Origin of the sequence: Paraplanobispora siamensis, assembly GCF_016863175.1 — a bacterium.
GTDB classification, from domain to species: domain Bacteria; phylum Actinomycetota; class Actinomycetes; order Streptosporangiales; family Streptosporangiaceae; genus Planobispora; species Planobispora siamensis.
The window spans coordinates 105,026-125,225 of sequence record NZ_BOOJ01000025.1 but is presented as its reverse complement, the minus strand read 5'-3'; the positions used below and the strand labels follow the sequence as shown (position 1 = coordinate 125,225).

General features: G+C 70.1%; 19 protein-coding genes, 2 tRNA genes and 1 pseudogene. 7 read left to right on the top strand and 15 right to left on the bottom strand.

Annotation, left to right across the window (positions count from 1 at the left end):
* Window positions 1-18: 18 nt before the first annotated feature.
* From Psi01_RS14235 to Psi01_RS43320, 3 genes and pseudogenes are all read right to left on the bottom strand, one after another.
* Complete coding sequence (locus tag Psi01_RS14235; protein WP_204064467.1) at window positions 19-273, bottom strand: hypothetical protein; 255 nt, start codon at window positions 271-273, stop codon at window positions 19-21.
* A 17-nt stretch (window positions 274-290) separates the two neighbouring features.
* Window positions 291-608, bottom strand: coding sequence for a hypothetical protein (locus Psi01_RS14230; protein ID WP_204064466.1), 318 nt, complete (start codon window positions 606-608; stop codon window positions 291-293).
* A 10-nt stretch (window positions 609-618) separates the two neighbouring features.
* Window positions 619-720: pseudogene (locus Psi01_RS43320) on the bottom strand (IS5/IS1182 family transposase); the annotation flags it as partial.
* Window positions 721-838: 118 nt separating this feature from the next.
* Between Psi01_RS43320 and Psi01_RS14225 the strand changes: the two are divergent.
* Complete coding sequence (locus Psi01_RS14225; protein WP_204064465.1) at window positions 839-1,225, top strand: hypothetical protein; 387 nt, start codon at window positions 839-841, stop codon at window positions 1,223-1,225.
* Here Psi01_RS14225 and Psi01_RS14220 read toward each other — a convergent pair.
* Genes Psi01_RS14220 through Psi01_RS14210 form a run of 3 tightly spaced genes read right to left on the bottom strand, consistent with a single transcriptional unit; the run spans window position 1,194 to window position 4,251 of the window.
* Window positions 1,194-2,033, bottom strand: coding sequence for a carbohydrate ABC transporter permease (locus Psi01_RS14220; RefSeq protein WP_204064464.1), 840 nt, complete (start codon window positions 2,031-2,033; stop codon window positions 1,194-1,196). The two genes, Psi01_RS14225 and Psi01_RS14220, sit on opposite strands and share 32 nt — an antisense overlap.
* Window positions 2,030-2,983 (bottom strand): carbohydrate ABC transporter permease, encoded by a 954-nt coding sequence (locus Psi01_RS14215; RefSeq protein ID WP_204064463.1) that lies wholly within the window; start codon window positions 2,981-2,983, stop codon window positions 2,030-2,032. Before Psi01_RS14215 ends, Psi01_RS14220 begins: the two co-directional genes overlap by 4 nt.
* The gene (locus tag Psi01_RS14210) at window positions 2,983-4,251 is read right to left on the bottom strand and encodes an extracellular solute-binding protein (RefSeq protein ID WP_204064462.1); all 1,269 of its coding nucleotides are present in this window, start codon (window positions 4,249-4,251) and stop codon (window positions 2,983-2,985) included. The genes Psi01_RS14215 and Psi01_RS14210 overlap by 1 nt, the downstream gene beginning before the upstream one ends.
* A 157-nt stretch (window positions 4,252-4,408) precedes the next feature.
* Here Psi01_RS14210 and Psi01_RS14205 point away from each other — a divergent pair, with 157 nt between their 5' ends.
* Complete coding sequence (locus Psi01_RS14205) at window positions 4,409-5,092, top strand: helix-turn-helix transcriptional regulator (RefSeq protein ID WP_204064461.1); 684 nt, start codon at window positions 4,409-4,411, stop codon at window positions 5,090-5,092.
* 597 nt (window positions 5,093-5,689) lie between these two features.
* On the opposite strand, the gene Psi01_RS14200 is transcribed toward Psi01_RS14205, so the two are convergent.
* From Psi01_RS14200 to Psi01_RS14190, 3 genes are all read right to left on the bottom strand, one after another.
* Window positions 5,690-6,562, bottom strand: a complete 873-nt coding sequence (locus tag Psi01_RS14200; RefSeq protein ID WP_204064460.1) for a S41 family peptidase — start codon at window positions 6,560-6,562, stop codon at window positions 5,690-5,692.
* Window positions 6,563-6,757: 195 nt separating this feature from the next.
* Window positions 6,758-7,111, bottom strand: coding sequence for a phosphotransferase (locus Psi01_RS14195; protein ID WP_204064459.1), 354 nt, complete (start codon window positions 7,109-7,111; stop codon window positions 6,758-6,760).
* Between the two features lie 593 nt (window positions 7,112-7,704).
* Window positions 7,705-7,778: transfer RNA gene (locus Psi01_RS14190), tRNA-Ile, on the bottom strand.
* Window positions 7,779-7,928: 150 nt separating this feature from the next.
* On the opposite strand from Psi01_RS14190, the gene galK reads away from it, so the two are divergent.
* Entirely contained in the window at window positions 7,929-9,047 is a 1,119-nt protein-coding gene (gene galK / locus Psi01_RS14185; RefSeq protein ID WP_204064458.1) for a galactokinase, read from the top strand.
* Window positions 9,048-9,233: 186 nt separating this feature from the next.
* Here galK and Psi01_RS14180 read toward each other — a convergent pair whose 3' ends face one another.
* Complete coding sequence (locus tag Psi01_RS14180) at window positions 9,234-9,941, bottom strand: FadR/GntR family transcriptional regulator (RefSeq protein WP_204064457.1); 708 nt, start codon at window positions 9,939-9,941, stop codon at window positions 9,234-9,236.
* Between the two features lie 163 nt (window positions 9,942-10,104).
* Here Psi01_RS14180 and Psi01_RS14175 point away from each other — a divergent pair, with 163 nt between their 5' ends.
* Complete coding sequence (locus Psi01_RS14175; protein WP_239127642.1) at window positions 10,105-11,439, top strand: 2-isopropylmalate synthase; 1,335 nt, start codon at window positions 10,105-10,107, stop codon at window positions 11,437-11,439.
* A 27-nt stretch (window positions 11,440-11,466) separates the two neighbouring features.
* Here Psi01_RS14175 and Psi01_RS14170 read toward each other — a convergent pair whose 3' ends face one another.
* The gene (locus Psi01_RS14170) at window positions 11,467-12,969 is read right to left on the bottom strand and encodes a methionine--tRNA ligase (RefSeq protein WP_204064456.1); all 1,503 of its coding nucleotides are present in this window, start codon (window positions 12,967-12,969) and stop codon (window positions 11,467-11,469) included.
* A 189-nt stretch (window positions 12,970-13,158) separates the two neighbouring features.
* Here Psi01_RS14170 and Psi01_RS14165 point away from each other — a divergent pair, with 189 nt between their 5' ends.
* Window positions 13,159-13,659: a DUF402 domain-containing protein gene (locus Psi01_RS14165; RefSeq protein ID WP_204064455.1), complete on the top strand. Its 501-nt coding sequence runs from the start codon at window positions 13,159-13,161 to the stop codon at window positions 13,657-13,659.
* 81 nt (window positions 13,660-13,740) lie between these two features.
* Here Psi01_RS14165 and Psi01_RS14160 read toward each other — a convergent pair whose 3' ends face one another.
* Window positions 13,741-15,099, bottom strand: a complete 1,359-nt coding sequence (locus Psi01_RS14160; RefSeq protein ID WP_204064454.1) for a glycoside hydrolase family 16 protein — start codon at window positions 15,097-15,099, stop codon at window positions 13,741-13,743.
* Window positions 15,100-15,441: 342 nt separating this feature from the next.
* On the opposite strand from Psi01_RS14160, the gene Psi01_RS14155 reads away from it, so the two are divergent.
* Window positions 15,442-17,325 (top strand): ABC transporter ATP-binding protein, encoded by a 1,884-nt coding sequence (locus Psi01_RS14155; RefSeq protein ID WP_204064453.1) that lies wholly within the window; start codon window positions 15,442-15,444, stop codon window positions 17,323-17,325.
* Window positions 17,326-17,337: 12 nt separating this feature from the next.
* On the opposite strand, the gene Psi01_RS14150 is transcribed toward Psi01_RS14155, so the two are convergent.
* From Psi01_RS14150 to Psi01_RS14140, 3 genes are all read right to left on the bottom strand, one after another.
* The gene (locus Psi01_RS14150; RefSeq protein WP_204064452.1) at window positions 17,338-18,111 is read right to left on the bottom strand and encodes an enoyl-CoA hydratase; all 774 of its coding nucleotides are present in this window, start codon (window positions 18,109-18,111) and stop codon (window positions 17,338-17,340) included.
* A gap of 34 nt (window positions 18,112-18,145) precedes the next feature.
* On the bottom strand, window positions 18,146-19,330 hold the full coding sequence (locus tag Psi01_RS14145) for a nitric oxide synthase oxygenase (RefSeq protein WP_204064477.1): 1,185 nt from the start codon (window positions 19,328-19,330) through the stop codon (window positions 18,146-18,148).
* Between the two features lie 311 nt (window positions 19,331-19,641).
* A tRNA-Asn gene (locus tag Psi01_RS14140) sits at window positions 19,642-19,714 on the bottom strand.
* A 166-nt stretch (window positions 19,715-19,880) separates the two neighbouring features.
* Between Psi01_RS14140 and Psi01_RS14135 the strand changes: the two genes are divergently transcribed.
* Window positions 19,881-20,156 (top strand): YtxH domain-containing protein, encoded by a 276-nt coding sequence (locus Psi01_RS14135; protein ID WP_204064451.1) that lies wholly within the window; start codon window positions 19,881-19,883, stop codon window positions 20,154-20,156.
* Window positions 20,157-20,200 lie beyond the last annotated feature (44 nt).

Below are 20,200 nucleotides of genomic sequence, written 5' to 3'. Positions count from 1 at the left end.
GACTATACCGGCTCTTGCTTATATAAACCACGGCTGATTATTAGCGCCGCACCGGCGTTCACGCAGGCCGCCGCGCATCACGTCCCGGAAGGGCAGGGTGACGGCCGCACGCACGGCGTCGTGGTCCTGGTCGAGGCCGAGGATGAAGGCGTGCACGTACGGCGGCTCAGCGGCGTGGGCGATGGCCATCCACGCCTCCAGACGATTGGCGTTGTCTTCGCGGGGCCGCGGTAGGCCCGCGAAGTCGCGGACGAGCCCGACCAGATCGATCATCTCGGGACAGGCGGCGATCAGGTCGCCAAGCAGGCGCCGGTGCTCATCGGTGAGATCGCTGGGCCGGGTGGGCAGGAGCCGGGCCGGGCGACGAGGTGAGACAGGCAGCCGGTCAGCTTCGGCTCGCCCTTGGGTGATGTAGTGATGTAGCGGTAGAGAAGGTTGAAGCTGCCCACATAGCCGAGGGCTCTGACCTCGTTGAACAGATGCAAAACCGGCACAGTCCCCTCATGTCCAAGGCTGAGAAGCTCACCGTCGCCGGCATCTGCACCGAGCTGCGGATCACCCTCTGCACGCGAGGAAGAGGTATTCAGCCTCATCACCGGTGAGCCCATCTGAGCGTTTTCATCCTGAGTAGCGGTCCTCTTCGATGAGCTGCAGGACGAGGATGACCTGGACGATCGCGGTGGTGCGGCGTGGGCAGCAGCGGAGCCGGACCAGGCAGCGCGAGTCTGTCGGAACTCCGGCACGTATTCGGCACGACCAACCGTCAGAGACCGACGACGACCGTTGACAGCCGGACAGCGGAAGAGCGCACACCGCGGTCACGGTGGTGCTGTTTCCGATGTTCCTGATAGCCACCCGGCGCCGGCCTGCCGCCCCGGGGACGGGTCCGCCCGGAAGGGCCCGAACGGCTGCGACGGCGCCCTCATGGCCGCCGCGCTGGTGGTCACCCGGCGCCAGCCTGTGGGGCTGGCGCCGCGGCGAGTCGTGGGTCTGGTGGTCACTGGCCCTGGCCGCGGCCGCCGGGTTCCTGCCCGCCGTCATCGTGCACCTGATCATCGGTTATATGAGCTTCGTGCACCTGGCCCCGGTGTACCTGGGAATCGGCCTCACCACGCCCGCCCTCGCCCTGGCCAGACTCTGCCTGTGCGCCCGGGAGCAGGAGACAGCCGGCAGTCCGATCTCACGGGATCGCGTCAGTCCTTCACCGCACCGCCCAGCCCGGTGACCAGCCGCCGCTGCACGGCGATGAAGAAGACCAGTACCGGGAGGGTCATCAGCGTCGAGGCTGCCATGATTCCGCCCCAGTCGTTCTCGTCTGGCTTGAAGAAGACCAGCAGGGCCGCCGGCAGGGTCTGGTTCTGAGCGGCCGAGATGATGAACGTCCGGGCGAAGATGAAGTCGTTCCAGGCGGTGATGAAGGAGAACACGCTGGTCGCGACCAGGCCGGGGGCGACCAGCGGGAAGAGGATCCGCCACAGGATCGTCGGACGGCTCGCGCCGTCGATCATCGCCGCCTCCTCGATCGCCTCGGGAACCGCCGCCACGAAGCCCCGCATCATCCAGATCGCGAACGGCAGCGAGAAGGCCAGGTGCACGAGGACGAGCGAGCCCAACGTGTTGAGCCCCGCCCAGGGCGCCACTTGGCCGACGTCGCGGATCAGGAAGAACAGCGGGATGGTCAGCGCCTCGACCGGGACCATCTGGGCCACCAGGAACATGATCAGCACGCTGGTGCGGAAGCGGAAGCGGAACCGGGTCACCGCGACGGCCGCCAGGAACGCCACCACCGCGGACAGCGCGACCACCGACAGCGCGACGATGAGGCTGTTGAGGAGGTACCTGCCGAAGTCCTCTCCGCCGAGCACCCGCCGGAAGTGCTCCAGGGTGGGGGCCAGGGTCCACGGGCGGACCTGGAGCGAGTGGATCTCACCGGCGGGCTTCAGCGCGGACAGCACCATCCAGTAGATCGGGAAGAGCGTCACGACGGCGGCGGTCACCGCCACCGCGTTCGCCACGAGCCGGGACCTGCTCACAGGGGCTCCCCCTTCCGGTACAGGGCGCGGATGTAGAACAGGGTGACCACGAGCAGGATCAGCGTCATGACCACGCCGATCGCCGAGCCGAGGCCGTACTCGGAGGAACCGAAGGCGGTCTGGTAGGCGTACACGTTGAGCACGGAGTTCTGGCCCGCGATGCCCCCGCCGTTGGTCATCACGTAGATCTGGGTGAAGATCTTGAAGTCCCAGATGATCGACTGGACGACCACAATCGTGATCAGCGGACGCAGCATCGGCACCAGCACCCGCCGGAACGACTGCCAGGCCGACGCCCCGTCCAGCGCGGCGGCCTCCAGGACCGAGGCGGGGATCGCCTGGATCCCCGCGTACAGGGTCACCATGACGAACGGGAAGGAGTGCCACACGACGGTGGCGCCCACCACCCCGAACGCGGTCCACTTGTCGTAGAACCAGTTGAAGCCCTCGATGCCCAGTACCTGGTTGACCAGACCGAGATCGGTGTCGAACAGGAACATCCACACCGTGGAACCGGTCATCGCGGGTGCGGCCCACGCCGCCATGGCGGCCAGCGACAACAGCAGGCGTGGCACCCGCCCCGCCCGGGTCAGCACCATCGCCAGGGTCGCGCCGACGGCCAGCGTGGCGAGCACGAGCGCCGCCGCGAACACCACCGTCTGGGCGAGGATCGCCCAGAATCGCCCGTCGTCCAGGAGCGCCGCGTAATTGGCCAGGCCGATGAAGGTCGTCGGCTCCCCACCGCTGACCTGGGCCTGCCGATAGTCGAACACCGACAGCAGGCCCAGCATGTAGAGCGGGTAGCCGAACAGCGGCACCAGCACCGCGGCCGCCGGGAGCAGGTAGAGCCACGGCCGCGGTCCCCGCGGGGAGCGGGAGCGCGCCCGGCGGGCCGGTAGGTCCGGGCCCGCGGCGGGGCGCGCGGCCGTCGTCGCCGTTCGCGTGGACATCACCGCTCGAAGGCGGCCTTCACCGCGGCGGCGGCCTCGCCGGTCGCCTTCTCGACCGTGGCCTGGCCGGTGGCGACCTTCTGCAGCATGGTCGGGATGACCTTCTGGTTGTCGATCTTCACCCAGGCCGGGTGGACGGGCACGAAACGGGTCCCGGCGGCGACCGTGTCGAGGAACGGCTTGAGGAAGGGGTCCTTGGCGGCCAGTTCCTGTCTGGCCGAGGTGAGGGTTGGCAGGTTGCCCATCGCCTCGTACATCTTGACCTGGTAGGTCTTGCCCGCCAGGAGCTGGACGAATTTCAGGGCGAGCGTTCGGTGCCGGCTGCTGTTCATCACGCCGAGGTTGTTGCCGCCGGCGAACGCCGGGGCGGGTGAGCCCGCGGTGGATCCCGGCAGCGGCACCACGGCGTACTTGCCCGCGGCGGGCCCCGCATCCACCGCGGAGCGGCTGAAGTTGCCCAGGATGCCCATGGCGGCCTTGCCGCTCGCGAACAGCTCGACGGTCTTGCCGCCGGTCAGCGCGGCGCACGCCTGCGGCGGGCAGACGTCGTCGCTGAGCAGGTCGGTGTAGGCCTCGACGCCCTTGCGGGACTCGGGACTGTCGAGCTTGTCTATGTCTCCGCCCGCGTCCCAGATGAAGGGGAGCGCGCCGAAGGTGTACTCGCCGCCGACCGCGATGCCGTACATGTCGGGCTTCTTCTTGCGGACGGCGCGGGCGGTGGCGGCCAGTTCCTCCAGCGTGCCGGGGGCTTTGAGGCCGAGTTCGTCGAAGACGTCGGTGCGGTAGTAGAGCGCGCGGATGCCGATGTACCACGGCACGCCGTACAGCTTGTCGTCGACGGTGGCCGACTTCAGCAGGTCGGCGCCGATGTCCTTGCCCTCGGACCAGGAGGCGACGTCGGGGCCGAGGTCGGCGAACCCGCCGGCGGCGGCGTACTCGGCGAGGTCGGTGTTGCCGTATTCGGCGACGTCGGGCGCGCTGGCGGGATCGTTGAACGCGCCCTTGAACTTCTCGTGCCGGGCCGGGGAGGTCGGGATGTAGGCGATCTCGACCTTCACGTCCGGGTTGGCGGCGGTGAACTCCTTGACCGCCTCGTTGACGACCTTCTCCTTGGGGACGCGGTTCGGCTCGTCGAAGAGCCACACCCGCAGGGTGCCGGTCTTGTCGTCCCCACCGGTCTGCGAGGGGGCGGTGGATGGCGCGCACGCCGCGAGGGTCAGTGCGGCCACGCCTGCGGCCGCCCACTTCAGGCTTCTCAGGAGTCTCATGGTTCTTTCCTCCTCGTGTGGCTGGCCCAGTGTGGTCACTGCGTTGACAACTCGTCAATATGCTAAACAGAATTTCTCTAAAGGTACGGGGTGTGGCGGTGGACGGGTCGTGAATCTGAGAAGCTGGCCACCAGCCACCGGTTCGAGAAGGAGCGCCATGTCCACCCGTCGCGTGCCCGGGACCTCTCTCGCCCGAGAGGTCGGCGATCTCGAACCGATCCTGCGGCCGATCATGAAAGCCGTCGCGGCCGCCGTCGGGCCGCACTGCGAGGTCGTCCTGCACGACCTCTCGCGCGAGGGTATGGACCGCACCATCGCCGCGATCGAGAACGGGCACGTGACCGGGCGCGTCGTGGGCGGCCCCTCCACCAACCTGGGCCTGGAGATGCGCAGGAAGGAGGCCGAGGACCATGACGAGTACGGCTACCGCGGGCGCACCTCCGACGGCCGCGAGCTCCGCTCCTCCTCGGTCTACCTCCGCGACCCCGACGGCCGGGTGATCGCCGCCCTGTGCGTCAACGTCGACATGACTCCGCTCCAGGCCGCCAGGGCCAGCCTCGACGAGGTGCTCAGGAGCAACGAGAACGCCCCCGACCGTAACGAGGTCTTCGCCGGCGACATCAGCGAGGTCCTGGACAACCTGATCGAGACCGCCATCGCCAACACCGGCAGAACCGTGGCCCTCATGGAGCGCGAGCACAAGATCGAGGTCCTCCGGTTCCTCGACCAGAAGGGCGCGTTCTTCGTCAAGCGCGCCGTGGACCGGGTGGCCCGGCGCCTCGGCGTCTCCCGCGTCACGGCCTACAACTACCTCGACCAGGTCCGCGCCGGCACCGGCTGACCCGGCCGGTTCACCCGCCGGGCCGCAGGATGTCCAGCCGTCCGCAGATTCACGCGATGACCGCCTTCATGCCCGGCGATATGCCCGCAGGCGACGGGCGGACACCACGCTTCCGCCGAGGTACCGGAACCACTCGACGGCGATGTGCTGGCGAGCGTCCCGGAGCGAGGTCTTGGAGACCGTCCCCTTGCTCGTCGTCGGCCAAGACGAGACGGCTCGACGCCGCATTGCCGCGGCGCTCGACGAGAAGTGATCTATGTCTGCACAAACCGGAAGACCTCTTGTCTCTGAGGCAACTCGGCCCCTCCCCGCGTGGGGGTGAGCCGTCGCCGAATACGTCGCCTCGCGTGTCCCCACCGTCCTCCCCACGCCCGTGGGGTGAGCCGCTGCTCAGATCCGATCTGGTGCGTGTGTGCCTGTCCTCCCCACGTCCATCATGATCAGGTGTGTTGCGACAAACACTAGAATCCGAGGGGTGCCTGGTTTGAAGCATGAGCCCGGTACCGGCCTCAGCGCGGTCCGGTACCAGGCCCGGAGCTCCAATCGCCTTGATCGCGAACGACGTTCGATACCACGCTGCCGATGAACCCGACTGCCTCAGCCTGCCAGTCGGGCGAGGGCGAGTGCGTGTGCCTGGTCGAGGGATCCCGCGGCTGCGCACGGGACGTCCGGCTGCACACCGGTGCCCTCCCAGTTCGTGCCGGAGACGGGGTTGATGGCGCGGCCGGTGGGGACGGTGGCTTCCAGGTGGGGGTGCACCGTCCAGCCCTTGCACGGGTGTGCGCCGCCGCGGGTGGGCTCGCCGACGATGACGGCGCGGCCGAGCTGCTGCAGGTCGTAGGCCAGTTCCTCAGCGGCGGAGAAAGTGCTGGCACTGGACAGCACGTACAACGGTTTGCTGCCGCCGAAACGCGCGCCGGGAACATGCGGCAGGCTCCAGGACTGCTCGCGGCGCTCGCCGCTGCGCCAGTACATGGTGTTGAGGTGGGTGCGCTCGTCCAGCAGGTAACTGCAGACGAAGGCGACGGTGTCCGGGTCGCCGCCCCGGTTGTTGCGAAGGTCCACGATCAGCGCCCGGGCGCGGGAGGCCAAGGTGAGCGCGGCGCTCAGCGGTTCGGCGGCCCACGGCAGCGGAAACAGCATCGGCGCCAGCTCCACCACGGCGACTCCTCCGTCGAGCAGCTCCACCCGGGGCGCACCGCCCAGCGAGGTGTCGAAGTCTCGGCGGATGGACTCCAGGGTCGCCGCGCCCTGCTCGGGGGACACCGGGTCGGCGTGGTGCTTGAGTCTCAGGTGTTTGTCCTCGTTGACGGACTGCAGGTCCGCGGTGACCAGACGGGCGAGTTCCTCGGCCCCGTCGACGTCGTAAGCGCCCTCGGCGAGGCGTCGTTTCAGCAGGTCGGCGAGCTGCCCGGCGATCTCGGGAAAAACGTAGTGCTCGGTCAGCAGTCGGGCTGTCTCGTCGATCACAGGGGCAGGCTGAAGATTCGTCACAGTCGTCACGGCAGGCAGTAGAGCACTGCCCTCATGAAAACGTCAAAGACGTTTAGACGCCTTCGGTATGCGTGATCGGCCTTCCTGCTTGCCGCCTCCTGAGGATGCTCTGGAGATCGGCGCGCCTGAGCAGTTCGCGACGCTCGCCCACCCGTTGCGTCCGCCGGATGGCTACACCCGGGCGGCATCGGCAACAGTGATCCAGGCCTGGACTCGCTCCCGGTCGACTCCCACCATGTCCGCCAGGATCGCCACGGTGTCCACCGCCGGCAGCCATCGGGTGGCCTTGAGCGCGACGACCGCCACGTCATAGGTGGCCTCGCCGCGCATTCCGCGAGGATCGATCATCAGCATGCGGTCGTCGGCGGCCAGCAGAAGGTTTCCGGTGGAGGCGTCGCCGTGGCAGAGGCCGGAAAGGTCGTCGGCGCTGAGGTCATCGAGTACGGCAAGCGCCTCTTGTCGCTGGTCATAATGGGCCGGCGAGCGTCCCGGAGCGAGGTTTTGCAGGCCGTCCCCTTGTGTCAACGGGCCCCCAAAGCTGACCCCTCACGGTTCCGCGGGTTCTAGTGTTTGTCGCAACACACCTGATCATGATGGGCGTGTTGATGGCTGTTCGCGGACCCAAGCGGCGACTCGAGCTCGAGTCGTAGTACTGGCGGCTGATGGTGGCCGGCTCACCCCCACGAGCGTGGGGAGGACGGCGGGAGCACACCGTACAGCGTGTAACCCGACGGCTCACCCCCACGGGCGTGGGGAGGACACTTACCGACCTACTATTTCACAATCACACTTGAGATTTCCGATGGTAGGTCTACGACTCACAACACACCTGTGTCGACCTGACGCAACTCCGGGGTCTCCGCGCCGCAGAGTTGCCCAGTGGGCCGGCCGCAGCGTGGACGCTCTCCTACGGATCTATGCCAAGCGCATCGTAGATCAGGACGAGGCCACCCGACGTCGGATCTCCAAGGCGCCGGAAAAGGCATGATCCCGTGGGAAGGCATCGGGAAGAGAAAGTCGCAGCGGTCCGACGACAGCCGTACATCGTCGGACACGACGAAAGATCACCAGAAGACGAATACCCAGGTCGGAGGCACTCTTGTCGAGGCCGTGGAGGGTAGGGCGGGCGGGACTCGAACCCGCGACCCAGGGATTATGAGTCCCCTGCTCTAACCGGCTGAGCTACCGCCCCTCGCGCAAGCCGTACCGACGCATTCAACCAAAGGTGCGCCCCGTTCGCACATCCGGCGGGCGGACGGGGCCAAGATGTGACCTTCGCCCGGTGGCGGGGGGTGCGGGGGTCGCTATGGTACGGGGAGACGATGTTGAGGAGTGTTGGATCATGCGCGTTGTTGACGCTTTCCGTGAGTCGTTCGGGGCCGAGCCGCCGGGGGTGTGGCACGCGCCCGGGCGGGTGAACCTGATCGGGGAGCACACGGACTACAACGACGGGTTCGTGCTGCCGTTCGCCGTGCCGTGGGGGGTCACCGCGGCGGTCTCGCGGCGGGAGGACGGGGTCGTGCGGGTGCGCTCGCTCCAGGCCGGCGAGCCGGTGACCGTAGACGATCTCGACCGCGCCGAGGGCTGGTCCCGGTACGTCGTGGGGGTGGTCTGGGCGCTGCGGGCGGCCGGGCATCCGGTGCGGGGGGCGGACATCGTGGTCGACGGGGACGTGCCGCAGGGGGCGGGGCTGTCGTCGAGCGCCGCGCTGGAGGTGGTGGTCGGCACCGCCCTCAACGAGCTGTACGGCCTGGGCCTCGCCAAGATGGAGATCGCGCTGCTGGCCCAGAAGGCGGAGAACGACTTCGTCGGGATGCCGTGCGGGATCATGGACCAGGCGGCGTCGGCGCTGGGCGAGGAGGGCAAGGCCCTGTTCCTGGACTGCCGGAGCCTGGCGGGCAGGGCCATTCCCTTCGACCTGGCGGCGGAGGGCCTCCAGCTGTTGATCATCAACACCGGGGTCCATCACGAACTCGCCGACGGACAGTACGCCAGGCGGCGCGAGGACTGCGAGAACGCCGCCAAGCGCCTGGGCGTGGACGCGCTGCGCGACGTCACCGATCTGGCGGGGGCGCTGGCGAAGCTGACCGGGGACGAGCGCAAGCGCGTGCAGCACGTGGTGACCGAGAACCACCGGGTGGAGGCGCTCATCGGACTGCTGCGCGCCGGAGCCGTCCGGGAGATCGGGGCGTTGCTGAACGCCTCCCACCTGTCGCTGCGCGACCAGTTCGAGGTGTCGTGCGCGGAACTGGACGTGGCCGTGGAGTCGGCCGTCCGCGGCGGCGCCAGGGGCGCGCGGATGACCGGGGGCGGGTTCGGCGGCTCGGCCATCGCGCTGGTCGCCGACGACAAGGTGGAGTCCGTACGGCAGGCGGTGACGTCGGCCTACGCCGAGCGCGGCTGGGCCGCTCCGGAGATCTATCCGGCGACCCCGGCCGCCGGAGCCCGCCGCCTGGCCTGAGGTCCCGGCCGCTCAGGTCACCGGCCCTCAGCACCCGCCTCACCCGAGACGCCAGCCACTGCGATCACCGGCCCTCAGCGCCCGCCGCCTCACCTGAGGTCCCGGCCGTCCAGGTCACCGGCGGCCGGAGCGCGCCGCCTGGGCCCACACCTCAGGCCGGTTCCGGCTACCACCGCCCGCTCCGGCTCACGCCCCGGCGTTCCGCGCCGCCTCGCGCAGGAGCGCCAGGGTGTGGTCCAGTTCGTCCTGAAGGGTACGGCAGGCCGCCTCGGCGTCTCCCTTCTCCACGGCCCCGACCAGGGCGGCATGGCTGTCGTCGCCGGGATTGCCGTCGTGGTGCCGCAGGCCGAGCAGGTCCACCAGGTCGATCAGTCCCTGCCGGAGGGCGGGGACGAACTCTGCGAACAGGTCGGTGAGCACGGGGTTGTGCGCGGCCGCCACGACCGCGGCGTGCAGGGCGATGTCGGCGTCGACGAAGGCGGCGTCGTCGCCCGCGGCGGCGGTGCGGCGGGCGGCCAGCGCCTCGTGGAGGGCGGCGACGTCGGCCTCGGTCCTGCGTTCCGCGGCCAGGCGGGCGGCCTGCACCTCGACGAGCGTGCGCACCTCGTAGACGTGGACGACGGCGGCGCGGCGGAGCCGGGCGGGCCAGTCCTCCACGGGCTCGGTGGCGACGACGAAGACTCCCGAGCCCTGCCTGGCCTGCACCAGCCCCGCACCCGCCAGGGCGCGGACGGCCTCGCGCACGGTGGAGCGGCCCACGCCGAGGGTCTTGGCCAGGGTCGTCTCGCCGGGCAGCTTGGTGCCGACCGGCCACTCCCCCGAGGTGATCTGCTCGCGCAGGCGGCGGGCGGCCTGGTCGACCAGCGAGCTGGGACGGAGAGCGCCTAGCGCCATTTTCTACCTCTCAGGTTGTCTGAGGAGCTGAGGTGTGCTTAGCATACCGCCATGTCACTCCGCGGTCTTCTCGGCTGCCGCGGCGGGGTCTGATCCGACCGGCGCCCCGCCGCGGGTGCCGTGCTGCCGGTCCCTCCCTCCGACCGCCGAAAGGACAGCCCTGATGGACACGCCGGTGAATCCGCAACGCCCCAGCGGCATGCCGTACCGGAAGTACTTGCCCGCCCACGAGCGGGTCGAGATCGCTCTGACCGACCGCACCTGGCCGGCCCGCAGGCTCACGCAGGCCCCGCTCTGGGTCTCCGAGGACCTGCGCGACGGAAACCAGGCGCTGGCCGAGCCGATGGACACCCCGCGCAAGCGCCGCATGTTCGACCTGCTGGTCGAGCTGGGGTTCAAGGAGATCGTGGCCGGTTTCCCCGCGGCGAGCCGTACCGACTTCGATTTCGTCCGGCACCTGGCCGCCACCGGCGCGGTGCCCGACGACGTGACCGTCTCGGTGCTCACCGGCGCCCGGGACGACCTGATCGACCAGACCTTCGCCGCCATCGAGGGCCTGCCGAAGACGATCGTCCACCTCTACACCCCGACCGCCCCGGTCTGGCGCGAGGTGGTCCTCGGCCGGGGGCGGGCGGAGGTGCACGCCATGGTCAGGCAGGCCGCCGCGCGCATGGCCCGGCTGGCGGGTGAGGGCACCCGGTTCGAGTTCTCGCCGGAGGTGTTCAACATGACCGAGCCGGACTTCGCGCTGGAGATCTGCAACGGCCTCACCGAGCTCTGGGACGCCTCCCCCGACCGGCCGGTGATCCATAACCTGCCCGCCACCGTGGAGATCGGTTCCCCGAACGTCTACGCCGACCAGATCGAGTACATGCACCACCATCTGGAGCGGCGCGGGTCCGTCGTGCTCTCGGTCCACCCGCACAACGACCGCGGGACCGGGGTGGCCTGCGCCGAGCTGGCCATGCTCGCAGGCGCCCAGCGGGTGGAGGGCTGCCTGTTCGGCAACGGCGAGCGCACCGGCAACGTCGACCTGGTCACCCTCGCCCTGAACCTGTACTCCCAGGGTGTGGACCCGATGCTCGACTTCTCCGACATCGACCGGGTCCGCCGCACCGTGGAGGAGTGCATCCGGCTGCCGGTCCATCCCCGCCATCCGTACGGTGGCGAGCTCGTCTACACCGCCTTCTCCGGCACCCACCAGGACGCCATCGGCAAGGGCCTGGTCCGCGCGGGCGAGGACGCCCACTGGTCCGTGCCGTACCTGCCGATCGACCCCGCCGACGTGGGCCGTACCTACGAGGCGGTGATCCGGGTCAACAGCCAGTCGGGCAAGGGCGGCGTGGCCTACCTGCTCCGCGAGCACTACGGGCTGGAGCTGCCCGAGGAGCGGCGGGCCGGTTTCTCCCGCGTCGTCCAGGCCGCGGCCGACGACAGCGGCCTGGAGCTCACGCCCGAGGACCTGTGGAAGCTCTACAACGCCACCTACCAGGACTGACCGGAACACCTCTCCCGCCCGTCCCGGCTATGCCGCACCTCCCAGCCGTGGGAAGACCGGAGCCGGGGCGGGCAGGCGCTCACCCGGGCCCGCGCACCGGGCGGCGATGCGGGCCGCGGCGTCGGGCAGGAACGGCGTGAGCAGACCGGCCACCTCGCGGCAGGTCTCCACCAGCGTGCCGAGGACCGGGTCGAGGCGGGCGGAGTCCTCGCGGGCGAGCTGCCACGGCCTGGTCCGGCTCACGTAGCGGTTGGCCGCCTCGACCACCTCGTACACCGCGCCGGTGGCCCGGCGGAAGTCGAAGGCGTCCAGGGCCTCGGCCACCGCGCCCGGGGCGCGCCGCCGTACCTCCTCCAGCTCCGAGGCCCGGTCCGAGTCCGGCTCCGAGACCCGGTCCGAGTCCGGCTCCGAGGCCCGTACGGCGGGCACGACCCCGTCCCGGTAGCGGTGGACCAGCCCCGCCACCCGGCTGACGAGGTTGCCCAGCCCGTTGGCCAGTTCGTCGTCGTGCCGGGCGATGAGGCGCTCCACGGTGAAGTCGGCGTCCCCGACCCGCGGCACGTCGCGCAGGAGCCACCACCGGACCGCGTCCACCCCGTACTCCGCGACCAGGCCGAGCGGGTCCACAGCCGGTCCGCCGGACTTGCTGATCTTGCGGCCGTTCACGGTGAGGTGGTCGTGGACCAGGATGTCGGTCGGCAGCGCCTCCCGGGCCGACAGCAGCATCGCCGGCCAGTAGACCGCGTGGAAGCGCAGCACGCTCTTGCCGAGCAGGTGCACCCGCCGGTCGGCCCGCCCCCACCAGCGGTCGTGCCCGCCGGTCCCGTACTCCAGGGCGGTCAGGTAGTAGCCGAGCGCGTCCCACCAGACGTAGATCACCTGGTCGGGGTCGCCCGGGACCGGGATGCCCCAGCCGCGCGCCCTGGCCCTCGACCGGGAGACGCTGAAGTCGGTCAGCCCGCCCGCGACGAAGGCGAGGACCTCGTTGCGGCGCTCGGCGGGCTCGATCCGGATGCGCCCGCCCGCGATCAGGTCGTACAGCCGCTCCTGGTGGCGGGACAGGCGGAAGAACCAGTTCTCCTCCGACACGCGCTGGAGCGGGGCCTCGTGCTCGGGACATCGCTCGCCGGGCTGGTAGAAGTGCTCGCAGCCGACGCAGTACAGGCCCTCGTAGTGCTTGCGGTAGAGATCGTGCGCGCAGGCCCGCCAGAACCGCTCGACCCCGGCCCGGTGGCGGGGGTCGGCGCTGGTGCGCAGGAAGTCGTCGAAGCGCAGCGAGAGCGGCCCGGCCAGCCGGGCGAACTCCGCGGCGTTGCGGTCGACGAGATCGCCTACGGCGACGCCCGCGGCGTCGGCCGCCTGCACGTTCTTCAGCGAGTTGTCGTCGGTCCCGGTCTGCAGGCGGACCTCGTCGCCGCGCAGCCGGTGGTGCCGGGCCAGGACGTCGGCCTGGACCAGTTCCAGGGCGAAGCCGAGGTGGGGACGGCCGTTGACGTAGGGAATCGTGGTGCTCAGCAGGAGCCGGGTCATCGGAACCTCCGGGAACGGGGCTCCGCGGCCAGGTGGGGCCCCATGGTGTCGGGGCCTTGGCATGACGGACCCGCGTCAGCGGGTCATCATCACCTGGGCAGTCATGCGGCCAGGATATGCACGCCCCGCGAGCCCGCGCGAGCGAATAATCGGAGGCTCCGGACCGGCGGGAACTCCTAGGGTCGGGGCATGCCCTTCGAAAGCGTGAACGTGGTCTACCGGAAGTACGACGGCTCCCTGCACTGGCACCACCGCGCCCTGCTCCTCGGCGAGGACGAGCACGGAGTCTGGACCGGCTGCGTGCCCGGCTCCAGCGGCAGCCGGGGGCACGAGCCCCCGGTCGTGTGGCCCCAGGCGTTCGTGATCCTCTTCCCCCGCGACCAGTGGTGGACGGCCGTCTTCAACGCCCAGCCGGACAAGACCGAGATCTACTGCGACATCACCACCGTGCCCGAGTGGCGCGACGGGGAGGTCACCATGGTCGACCTGGACCTCGACGTGATCCGCCTGCGTGACGGCCGGGTCTTCCTCGACGACGAGGACGAGTTCGAGGAGCACCAGGTCCGCTACGCCTATCCCCCGCACGTCGTCTCCTCGGCCCGTGCCGCCGCCGAGCACCTCCTGCAGGCCGTGGCCACCCGCGCCGAGCCCTTCGCCGCCAGCCCCGGCTGGCTGGCCCGGGTCAGCTGAGCCCCGAGCCTGCCAAGATCCTGCGGACGGTACGGCTCCCGCGGTGGGGTGCGGGAGCCGTACCGGAACCCCCCGCGGGGCTCAGGTTCCGAAGGTGAACCAGTTGAGGTTGACGAAGTCGGCCGGCTGGCCGCTGCTGAAGGTGATGTAGACCGTGTGGGTCCCGGTCACCCCCCTGATGTTGGCGGGGATCGTACGCCAGCTCTGCCAGCCGCCCGTGTTCCCGACGGCGAAGTCGCCGATCGGGGCGGCCGTCGGGCTGTCCAGGCGCACCTGGACCAGTCCGCTGACCCCGGCCGGAGCCCCGGAGGCGACGCGCGCCCTGAACTGGGTGGCCGCGGTGGTGCCGAAGCGCACGTTGTCGAAGCGCAGCCAGTCTCCGTTGGCGATGGCGCCGACGTTCTGCCCGCCGCCGGTGTCCGTGGTGGCCTGCACCATGGTGCCCGACTGCGCCTGGTAGCGCTCGGCCTGGATGGTCGAGCGGGCGTCCACTCCGCCGGGGTTGCCTGTGGGGGTGACCGTGGGAGTGGGACTGGGGCTGGGGCTGGAGCCGCTCTGCCAGACGGCCACGTAGTCGACGAGCATCGGCCGACCGGAGACGGTGGCGGCGGTCGGGGTCTGGCCGCCCAGCGCGTTGGGGAACGCACCGCCCATGGCCACGTTGAGCAGCAGGAAGTAGCCCTGGTGGCCGGTCATGTTGTTCCAGGTCGTGGCGTCGAACCGGGACTGGCTGAGACTGTGGAACAGCTGGCCGTCGACGTACCAGCGCAGCTGGTTGGGGGTGACGCTGCGGTCCCACTCGAAGCGGTAGGTGTGGAAGGCCGACTGGCAGGACGATCCGGGGCAGGCCCGGCTGGCGCCCAGACCGGTGGCCTCGTTGCAGGGGCCGCCGGGGTTCACACCGCAGTGGAGCACGCCCCAGACGGAGTTGATCCCGTTGACGTTCTCCATGATGTCGAACTCGCCGATGGCGGGCCAGTTCTGGTAGTTGCCGCGGTACGGCGCGCCGAGCGCCCAGAAGGCGGGCCAGTAGCCCAGCGCGGCGTTGCCGGTGACGTTGGGCATCTGGATGCGGCCCTCGATGCGCAGGATGCGGCCGGCCGCGGGCTTGAAGTCCGAACGGCGGGTCTCGATGCGGGCCGAGGTCCACTCGTTGCCGTTCTTCAGCGGGGTGATGCGGAGGTTTCCGCCGCCGTCGAGGCTGAGGTTGGACGGGCTGTCGGTGTAGCGCTGGATCTCACCGGTGCCCCAGTTGGCGGGGCCGCCGGGGTAGTTGTGGCCGGTGTCGATGATCCAGTTGTTGGAGGAGGGCAGCGATCCGGCGCTGCCGTTGAAGTCGTCGCTCCAGACCAGCGACCAGCCCGCGGGGGTCGGCGGGACGGCGGCGTGGGCGGCGAGGGCGGTCATCGGCAGCATCAGCACGGCGAGGATGACCGACATCCAAGCAAGAGAGCGATTTCTGGTTGGGGGGCGGCTCATGCGGGGCCTCTCTCCTGGGAACGAGGGAGACGGTCGGAAAGCGCTGCAGCGTGGAGACCGGGTGTGGCAACTGTGTCGCCTCAGTCAATCCAAGTCAATGCTTTAAGTCGGATTTAAGAGAGCGCTCTCTAAGCTTGGAGCGATCCATTCGGCGAGCCGCAGGTCAGCCGTACCCCCACCGGACGCGGTTGACCTCAACAATGCTTGAGGTTCTAGGGTCCTCTCCATGAGGACACATGAGGGACTTCCCATGAACGGACGGCACGCCGCCCCGTGCCCCGGACGCCTGACGGGTGGTGCGCGATGAGCATGGAGGTGACCGCCTGGAACATGTTGTACCGGACCATGAACGCCCAGAACGATCGGAGACCGGTCTCGATGGCCACGCTGCGCCGGATCGGCTCCTTCGCCCGGCCGCACCGGCGGCGCCTGACGTTCTTCCTGGTGCTCAGCGTCGTGACGGCGACCCTGACGGTGGCCACGCCGGTGCTCGCGGGCCAGGCCGTAGGGGCGATCGTCGGGGGCGCGGACGTGGGCGTGGTGACCGGGCTCGCGGCGCTCATCGCGGTCATCGCGGTGGCGGAGGCCGGGCTCGGGCTGCTGACGCGGTGGCTGTCGGCGGGCATCGGCGAGGGCCTGATCCTCGACCTGCGCACCGCCGTCTACGACCACGTGCAGCGCATGCCGGTGGCCTTCTTCACCCGGACCCGGACCGGCGCGCTGGTCAGCCGGTTGAACAACGACGTCATCGGCGCGCAGCGGGCCTTCACCGACACCCTGTCCACCGTGGCGGGCAACCTGGTGACGCTCGCGCTCACCCTGGTGGTCATGATCAATCTCTCCTGGCAGATCACCCTGCTCGCGCTGGTGCTGCTCCCGGTGTTCGTACTGCCCGCACGGCGGATGGGGGCGCGGCTGGCGCGCCTGAGGCACGAGGCGGCCGACCACAACGCCGCGATGGGCACCCAGATGACGGAGCGGTTCTCCGCGCCCGGCGCGATGCTCGTCAAGCTCTTCGGCCGGCCGGCCCGGGAGTCGGCGGAGTTCGCCGCGCGGGCCAGGCGGGTGCGGGACATCGGGGTGCGCACGGCGATGGTGCAGTCGTCGTTCGTCACCGCGCTGACTCTGGTCTCGGCGCTGGCCCTGGCGCTGGTGTACGGCCTGGGCGGCTTCTACGCCCTGCGCGGGCAGCTGGACCCGGGCTCCGTCGTCGCGCTCGCGCTGCTGCTCACCCGCCTGTACGCGCCGCTGACCGCGCTGGCCGGGGCGCGCGTGGACGTGATGAGCGCGCTGGTGAGTTTCGACCGGGTCTTCGAGGTACTCGACCTCACGCCCATGATCGCCGACCGGCCGGACGCCCGGCGGGTGCCCGACGGGCCGGTGTCGGTGGAGTTCGAGGACGTGCGCTTCGGATACCCCTCGGCGGACAAGGTCTCGCTCGCGTCGCTGGAGGAGGTGGCGACCCTCGACACGCGGGGTGGCGCCGAGGTCCTGCACGGCGTCTCGTTCCGGGCCGAGCCGGGGCGGATGGTGGCCCTGGTGGGGTCCTCGGGCGCCGGGAAGTCGACGATCGCGCAGCTGCTGCCGCGCCTGTACGACGTCGAGGGCGGCGCCGTACGGCTGGCGGGGGTGGACGTGCGGGAGCTGTCGGCCGAGTCGATCCGCGAGACGGTCGGCATGGTGACGCAGGACGGTCATCTGTTCCACGAGTCGATCCGCGAGAACCTGCTGCTGGCGCGGCCGGAGGCGGAGGAGGGCGAGCTGTGGGAGGCGCTGCGCCGCGCCCGGCTCGCCGACCTCGTCGCCGCGCTGCCCGACGGCTTGGACACCGTGGTGGGCGAGCGGGGCTACCGGCTGTCGGGCGGCGAGCGCCAGCGGCTGACGATCGCGCGGCTGCTGCTGGCCCGTCCCCGGGTGGTGATCCTGGACGAGGCCACCGCACACCTGGACTCCACCTCCGAGGCGGCGGTGCAGGCGGCGCTGGACGAGGCGCTGGCCGGGCAGACGGCGGTGGTGATCGCCCACCGGCTCTCCACGGTCGTCGCCGCGGACCTCATCCTGGTGGTCGAGGACGGTCGGATCGTCGAGCGCGGCACGCACGCCGAGCTCCTCGCCGCCGGAGGCCGCTACGAGGAGCTGTACCGGACCCAGTTCGATCCCCAGGACGACCTCGAGCCCGCCGCCTGAACGGGCTCGGCGTCAAAGCGGGGGGAACTGCGGGGGGCGGCGCTCGAGGAAGCTGGCGACGCCCTCGGCGAAGTCGGGGCGGGCGAAGGACTCCAGCATCAGCCGGGAGGCGGCGGACTCCGCCGACTCCAGGGTGGTGTTCCAGTCACCCCAGATCTGGCGCTTCATCACCGCCATCGAGGACGGGGAGCTGTGGACGGCCAGCTCGCGGGCGTAGGCGAGGGTCTCCTCCATCAGGCTCTCGCCGGGCACCGACCGGGCGGCCAGGCCGAGGGCGAACGCCTCGTCCCCGGTGAAGGTCCGGCCGGACAGCAGCAGGTCCATGGCCCTGCCCTGACCGATCAGCCGGGGCAGGACCCAGGACAGGCCGTACTCGGCGATCAGGCCGCGGCGGGCGAAGGCGGTGGTCCACTTCGCCTCCGCCGCGGTGAAGATCAGATCGCAGTAGAGGGCGTGGACCATGCCGAGCCCGGCGCAGGCGCCGTTGACCGCGGCGATGACCGGCTTGCCGACGGTGGTCGGGAAGGAGTGGGGGCGCTTGTCGGGCTCGCTCTCGTACGAGCCGTCCTGGATGGCGTTGAGCGTCTGGAAGTCGGCCCCGGCGCAGAAGCCCCGCCCCGCGCCGGTGACGACGATCACCCGGACCTCCGGGTTCTCCTCCGCCTCCGCCAGCTGGTCGAAGTACCGCCGTCCCATCGCCTCGGTCCAGGCGTTGAGCCGGTCCGGACGGTTGAGCGTCAACGTCAGCACGCCCTGGTCGAGCGATGACAGCACCAGATCCAGCATGTACGCCCCTTCCCTCACGCTACAGAATAACGTTCTACACCCTTTCCTCTCCAGGCGACAGGTCACAGGAGCGTCCGAGGCCCCGCTCCAGCGAGTCCGGGTGGTGGACGTAGTTGGGCGACAGCTGCTCGTCGTCGTAGTAACGGTGGAAGACGGGGGTGGCCGCGGCCGAGATGGGGGGAACGATCCAGCTCCAGTCGGCCGGGCAGACCCGGCCGGCCCGTTCCTCGCGGTCCACGTGGGTCAGGAAGCGCCGGGACTCGGTGTGGTGGTCGGTCATGGTCACCCCCGCCCGCTCGAACGAGTGGAGCACCGCCACGTTGATCTCCACCAGGGCGTGGTCGCGCCAGAGCGAGCGGTCGGTGCTGGTGTCCAGGCCCAGGGCCCGGGCGACGACGGGCACCAGGTTGTAGCGGTCGGCGTCGGCCAGGTTGCGCGCGCCGATCTCGGTGCCCATGTACCAGCCGTTGAACGGCGCCGCGCGGTAGCAGATCCCGCCGATCTCCAGGCACATGTTCGAGATCGCCGGTACGGCGTGCCAGCGCAGCCCGAGCTGCTCGAACCAGGGGTAGGACGGGTGCGACAGCGGCACCTCCAGCACGGCGTCCGGGGGGACGGGCGTCACCAGCGGCGGCCCGTCGCCCATCGAGACCACCAGCGGGAGGACGTCGAACGGCGTGCCGGGGCCGCCCGCCCAGCCGAGCTTGCGCAGCACGGTGGTGAACTCGGCGTAGCGGGGGTCGCCGACGATCGATCCGTCGTCCATCTCGTACCCGGCGTACCGGATGAGCTGCTCGTTCCAGATCCTCGGGCCGGGCTCACCGGGCCGGTCGGGGGCGAACACCGTGATCGTCGGGCGGATGCGGCGCGCGGGCGCCGCGTCCCGCAGGTGGTTGACGCACTCCGCCGCGACCCCCTCGGGGGTGTCGATGTGCCTGAGGTCGCGTACGCGCAGGGACCGCCAGTAGAGCCTGCCGATGCACCTGCCGCTGTTGCGCCAGGCCACCCGGGCGCCGAAGACCAGCTCACCGGGCGTGTGGGTGTAGGTCCCCGTCCTGTTTATCTCGGCCCTCACCTCCCGCAGGCGTGGTTTGACCGGTCCCGCCGACGGGTTCTCGGCGTGGAACAACGTCAGGAACTCTTCGGCCTCCGCGAGATCGACATGCGGGGCCGGACGCTCTGGGACTCCGTCGTGGAGACCTTGGACACCGTGGACCAGCTCCGGCGCGCTCCGCCGGGACCTCCGCCAGGTCAGCACTGAACACAACCACCTATGCGTGGCTCACGGGCACGACGACCGTTCCGGGCGGTGCGGTGCCCTTGCCGCAACGGCCCCTTCACCCGCTGCGATCGCTGTTGTCCGCGGCACCCGCATTCCGCGATTCCGCGAACACGTTTCCCGACGTGAACGCGACAACGCAGTGTGCGGTGTCCATCATTTTGTGTGATTCACCATAAATTTGTCTGCCAAACATGGACATGAGACGCCAAGAGCCCCAGAAGCATTGCTTCTGGGGCTCTTCTCCTCTGCTCCCGCGATAGGACTCGAACCTATAACCTGCCGGTTAACAGCCGGCTGCTCTGCCGATTGAGCTACACGGGATCGTGCGTCGCACCGCCTTGACCGGGGGTTTCTCCCCGCTCCCTGCGGCGCATGAATAGATTAGCGCACTCTGGGGGTAGGTGTCGCATCGGCGGCTCCGGGTAGGGCGGAGAGGGATCGTGATCCGTGGGTAGGGTCCCGGCTGAGCATGCCTGTGGAGGTGGATATGCGTTATCGGTTGGTGTTCGGCGTAGGAGTGGCCGTAGGTTACGTGCTCGGTAGCCGGGCCGGTCGGGAGCGTTACGAGCAGATCAAGCGGGTCACCCAGAGGGTGACCGACAATCCCGCCGTCCAGGAGGCCGCCGGCCTCGTGGGCGCGCAGGTCTCCAGAGTGACCACGATGGCCAAGGAACAGGTGAGCGCCCACCTGCCCAACGGCCGTTCGCAGGATGAGACCGGCACCGGCTGGCCGGACGAGGTCAAGACGGCCTCGCCGTACTGAGCACGGCCCTGCTGCACTGAGCAGGGGTACGGCCGCCCGCACCC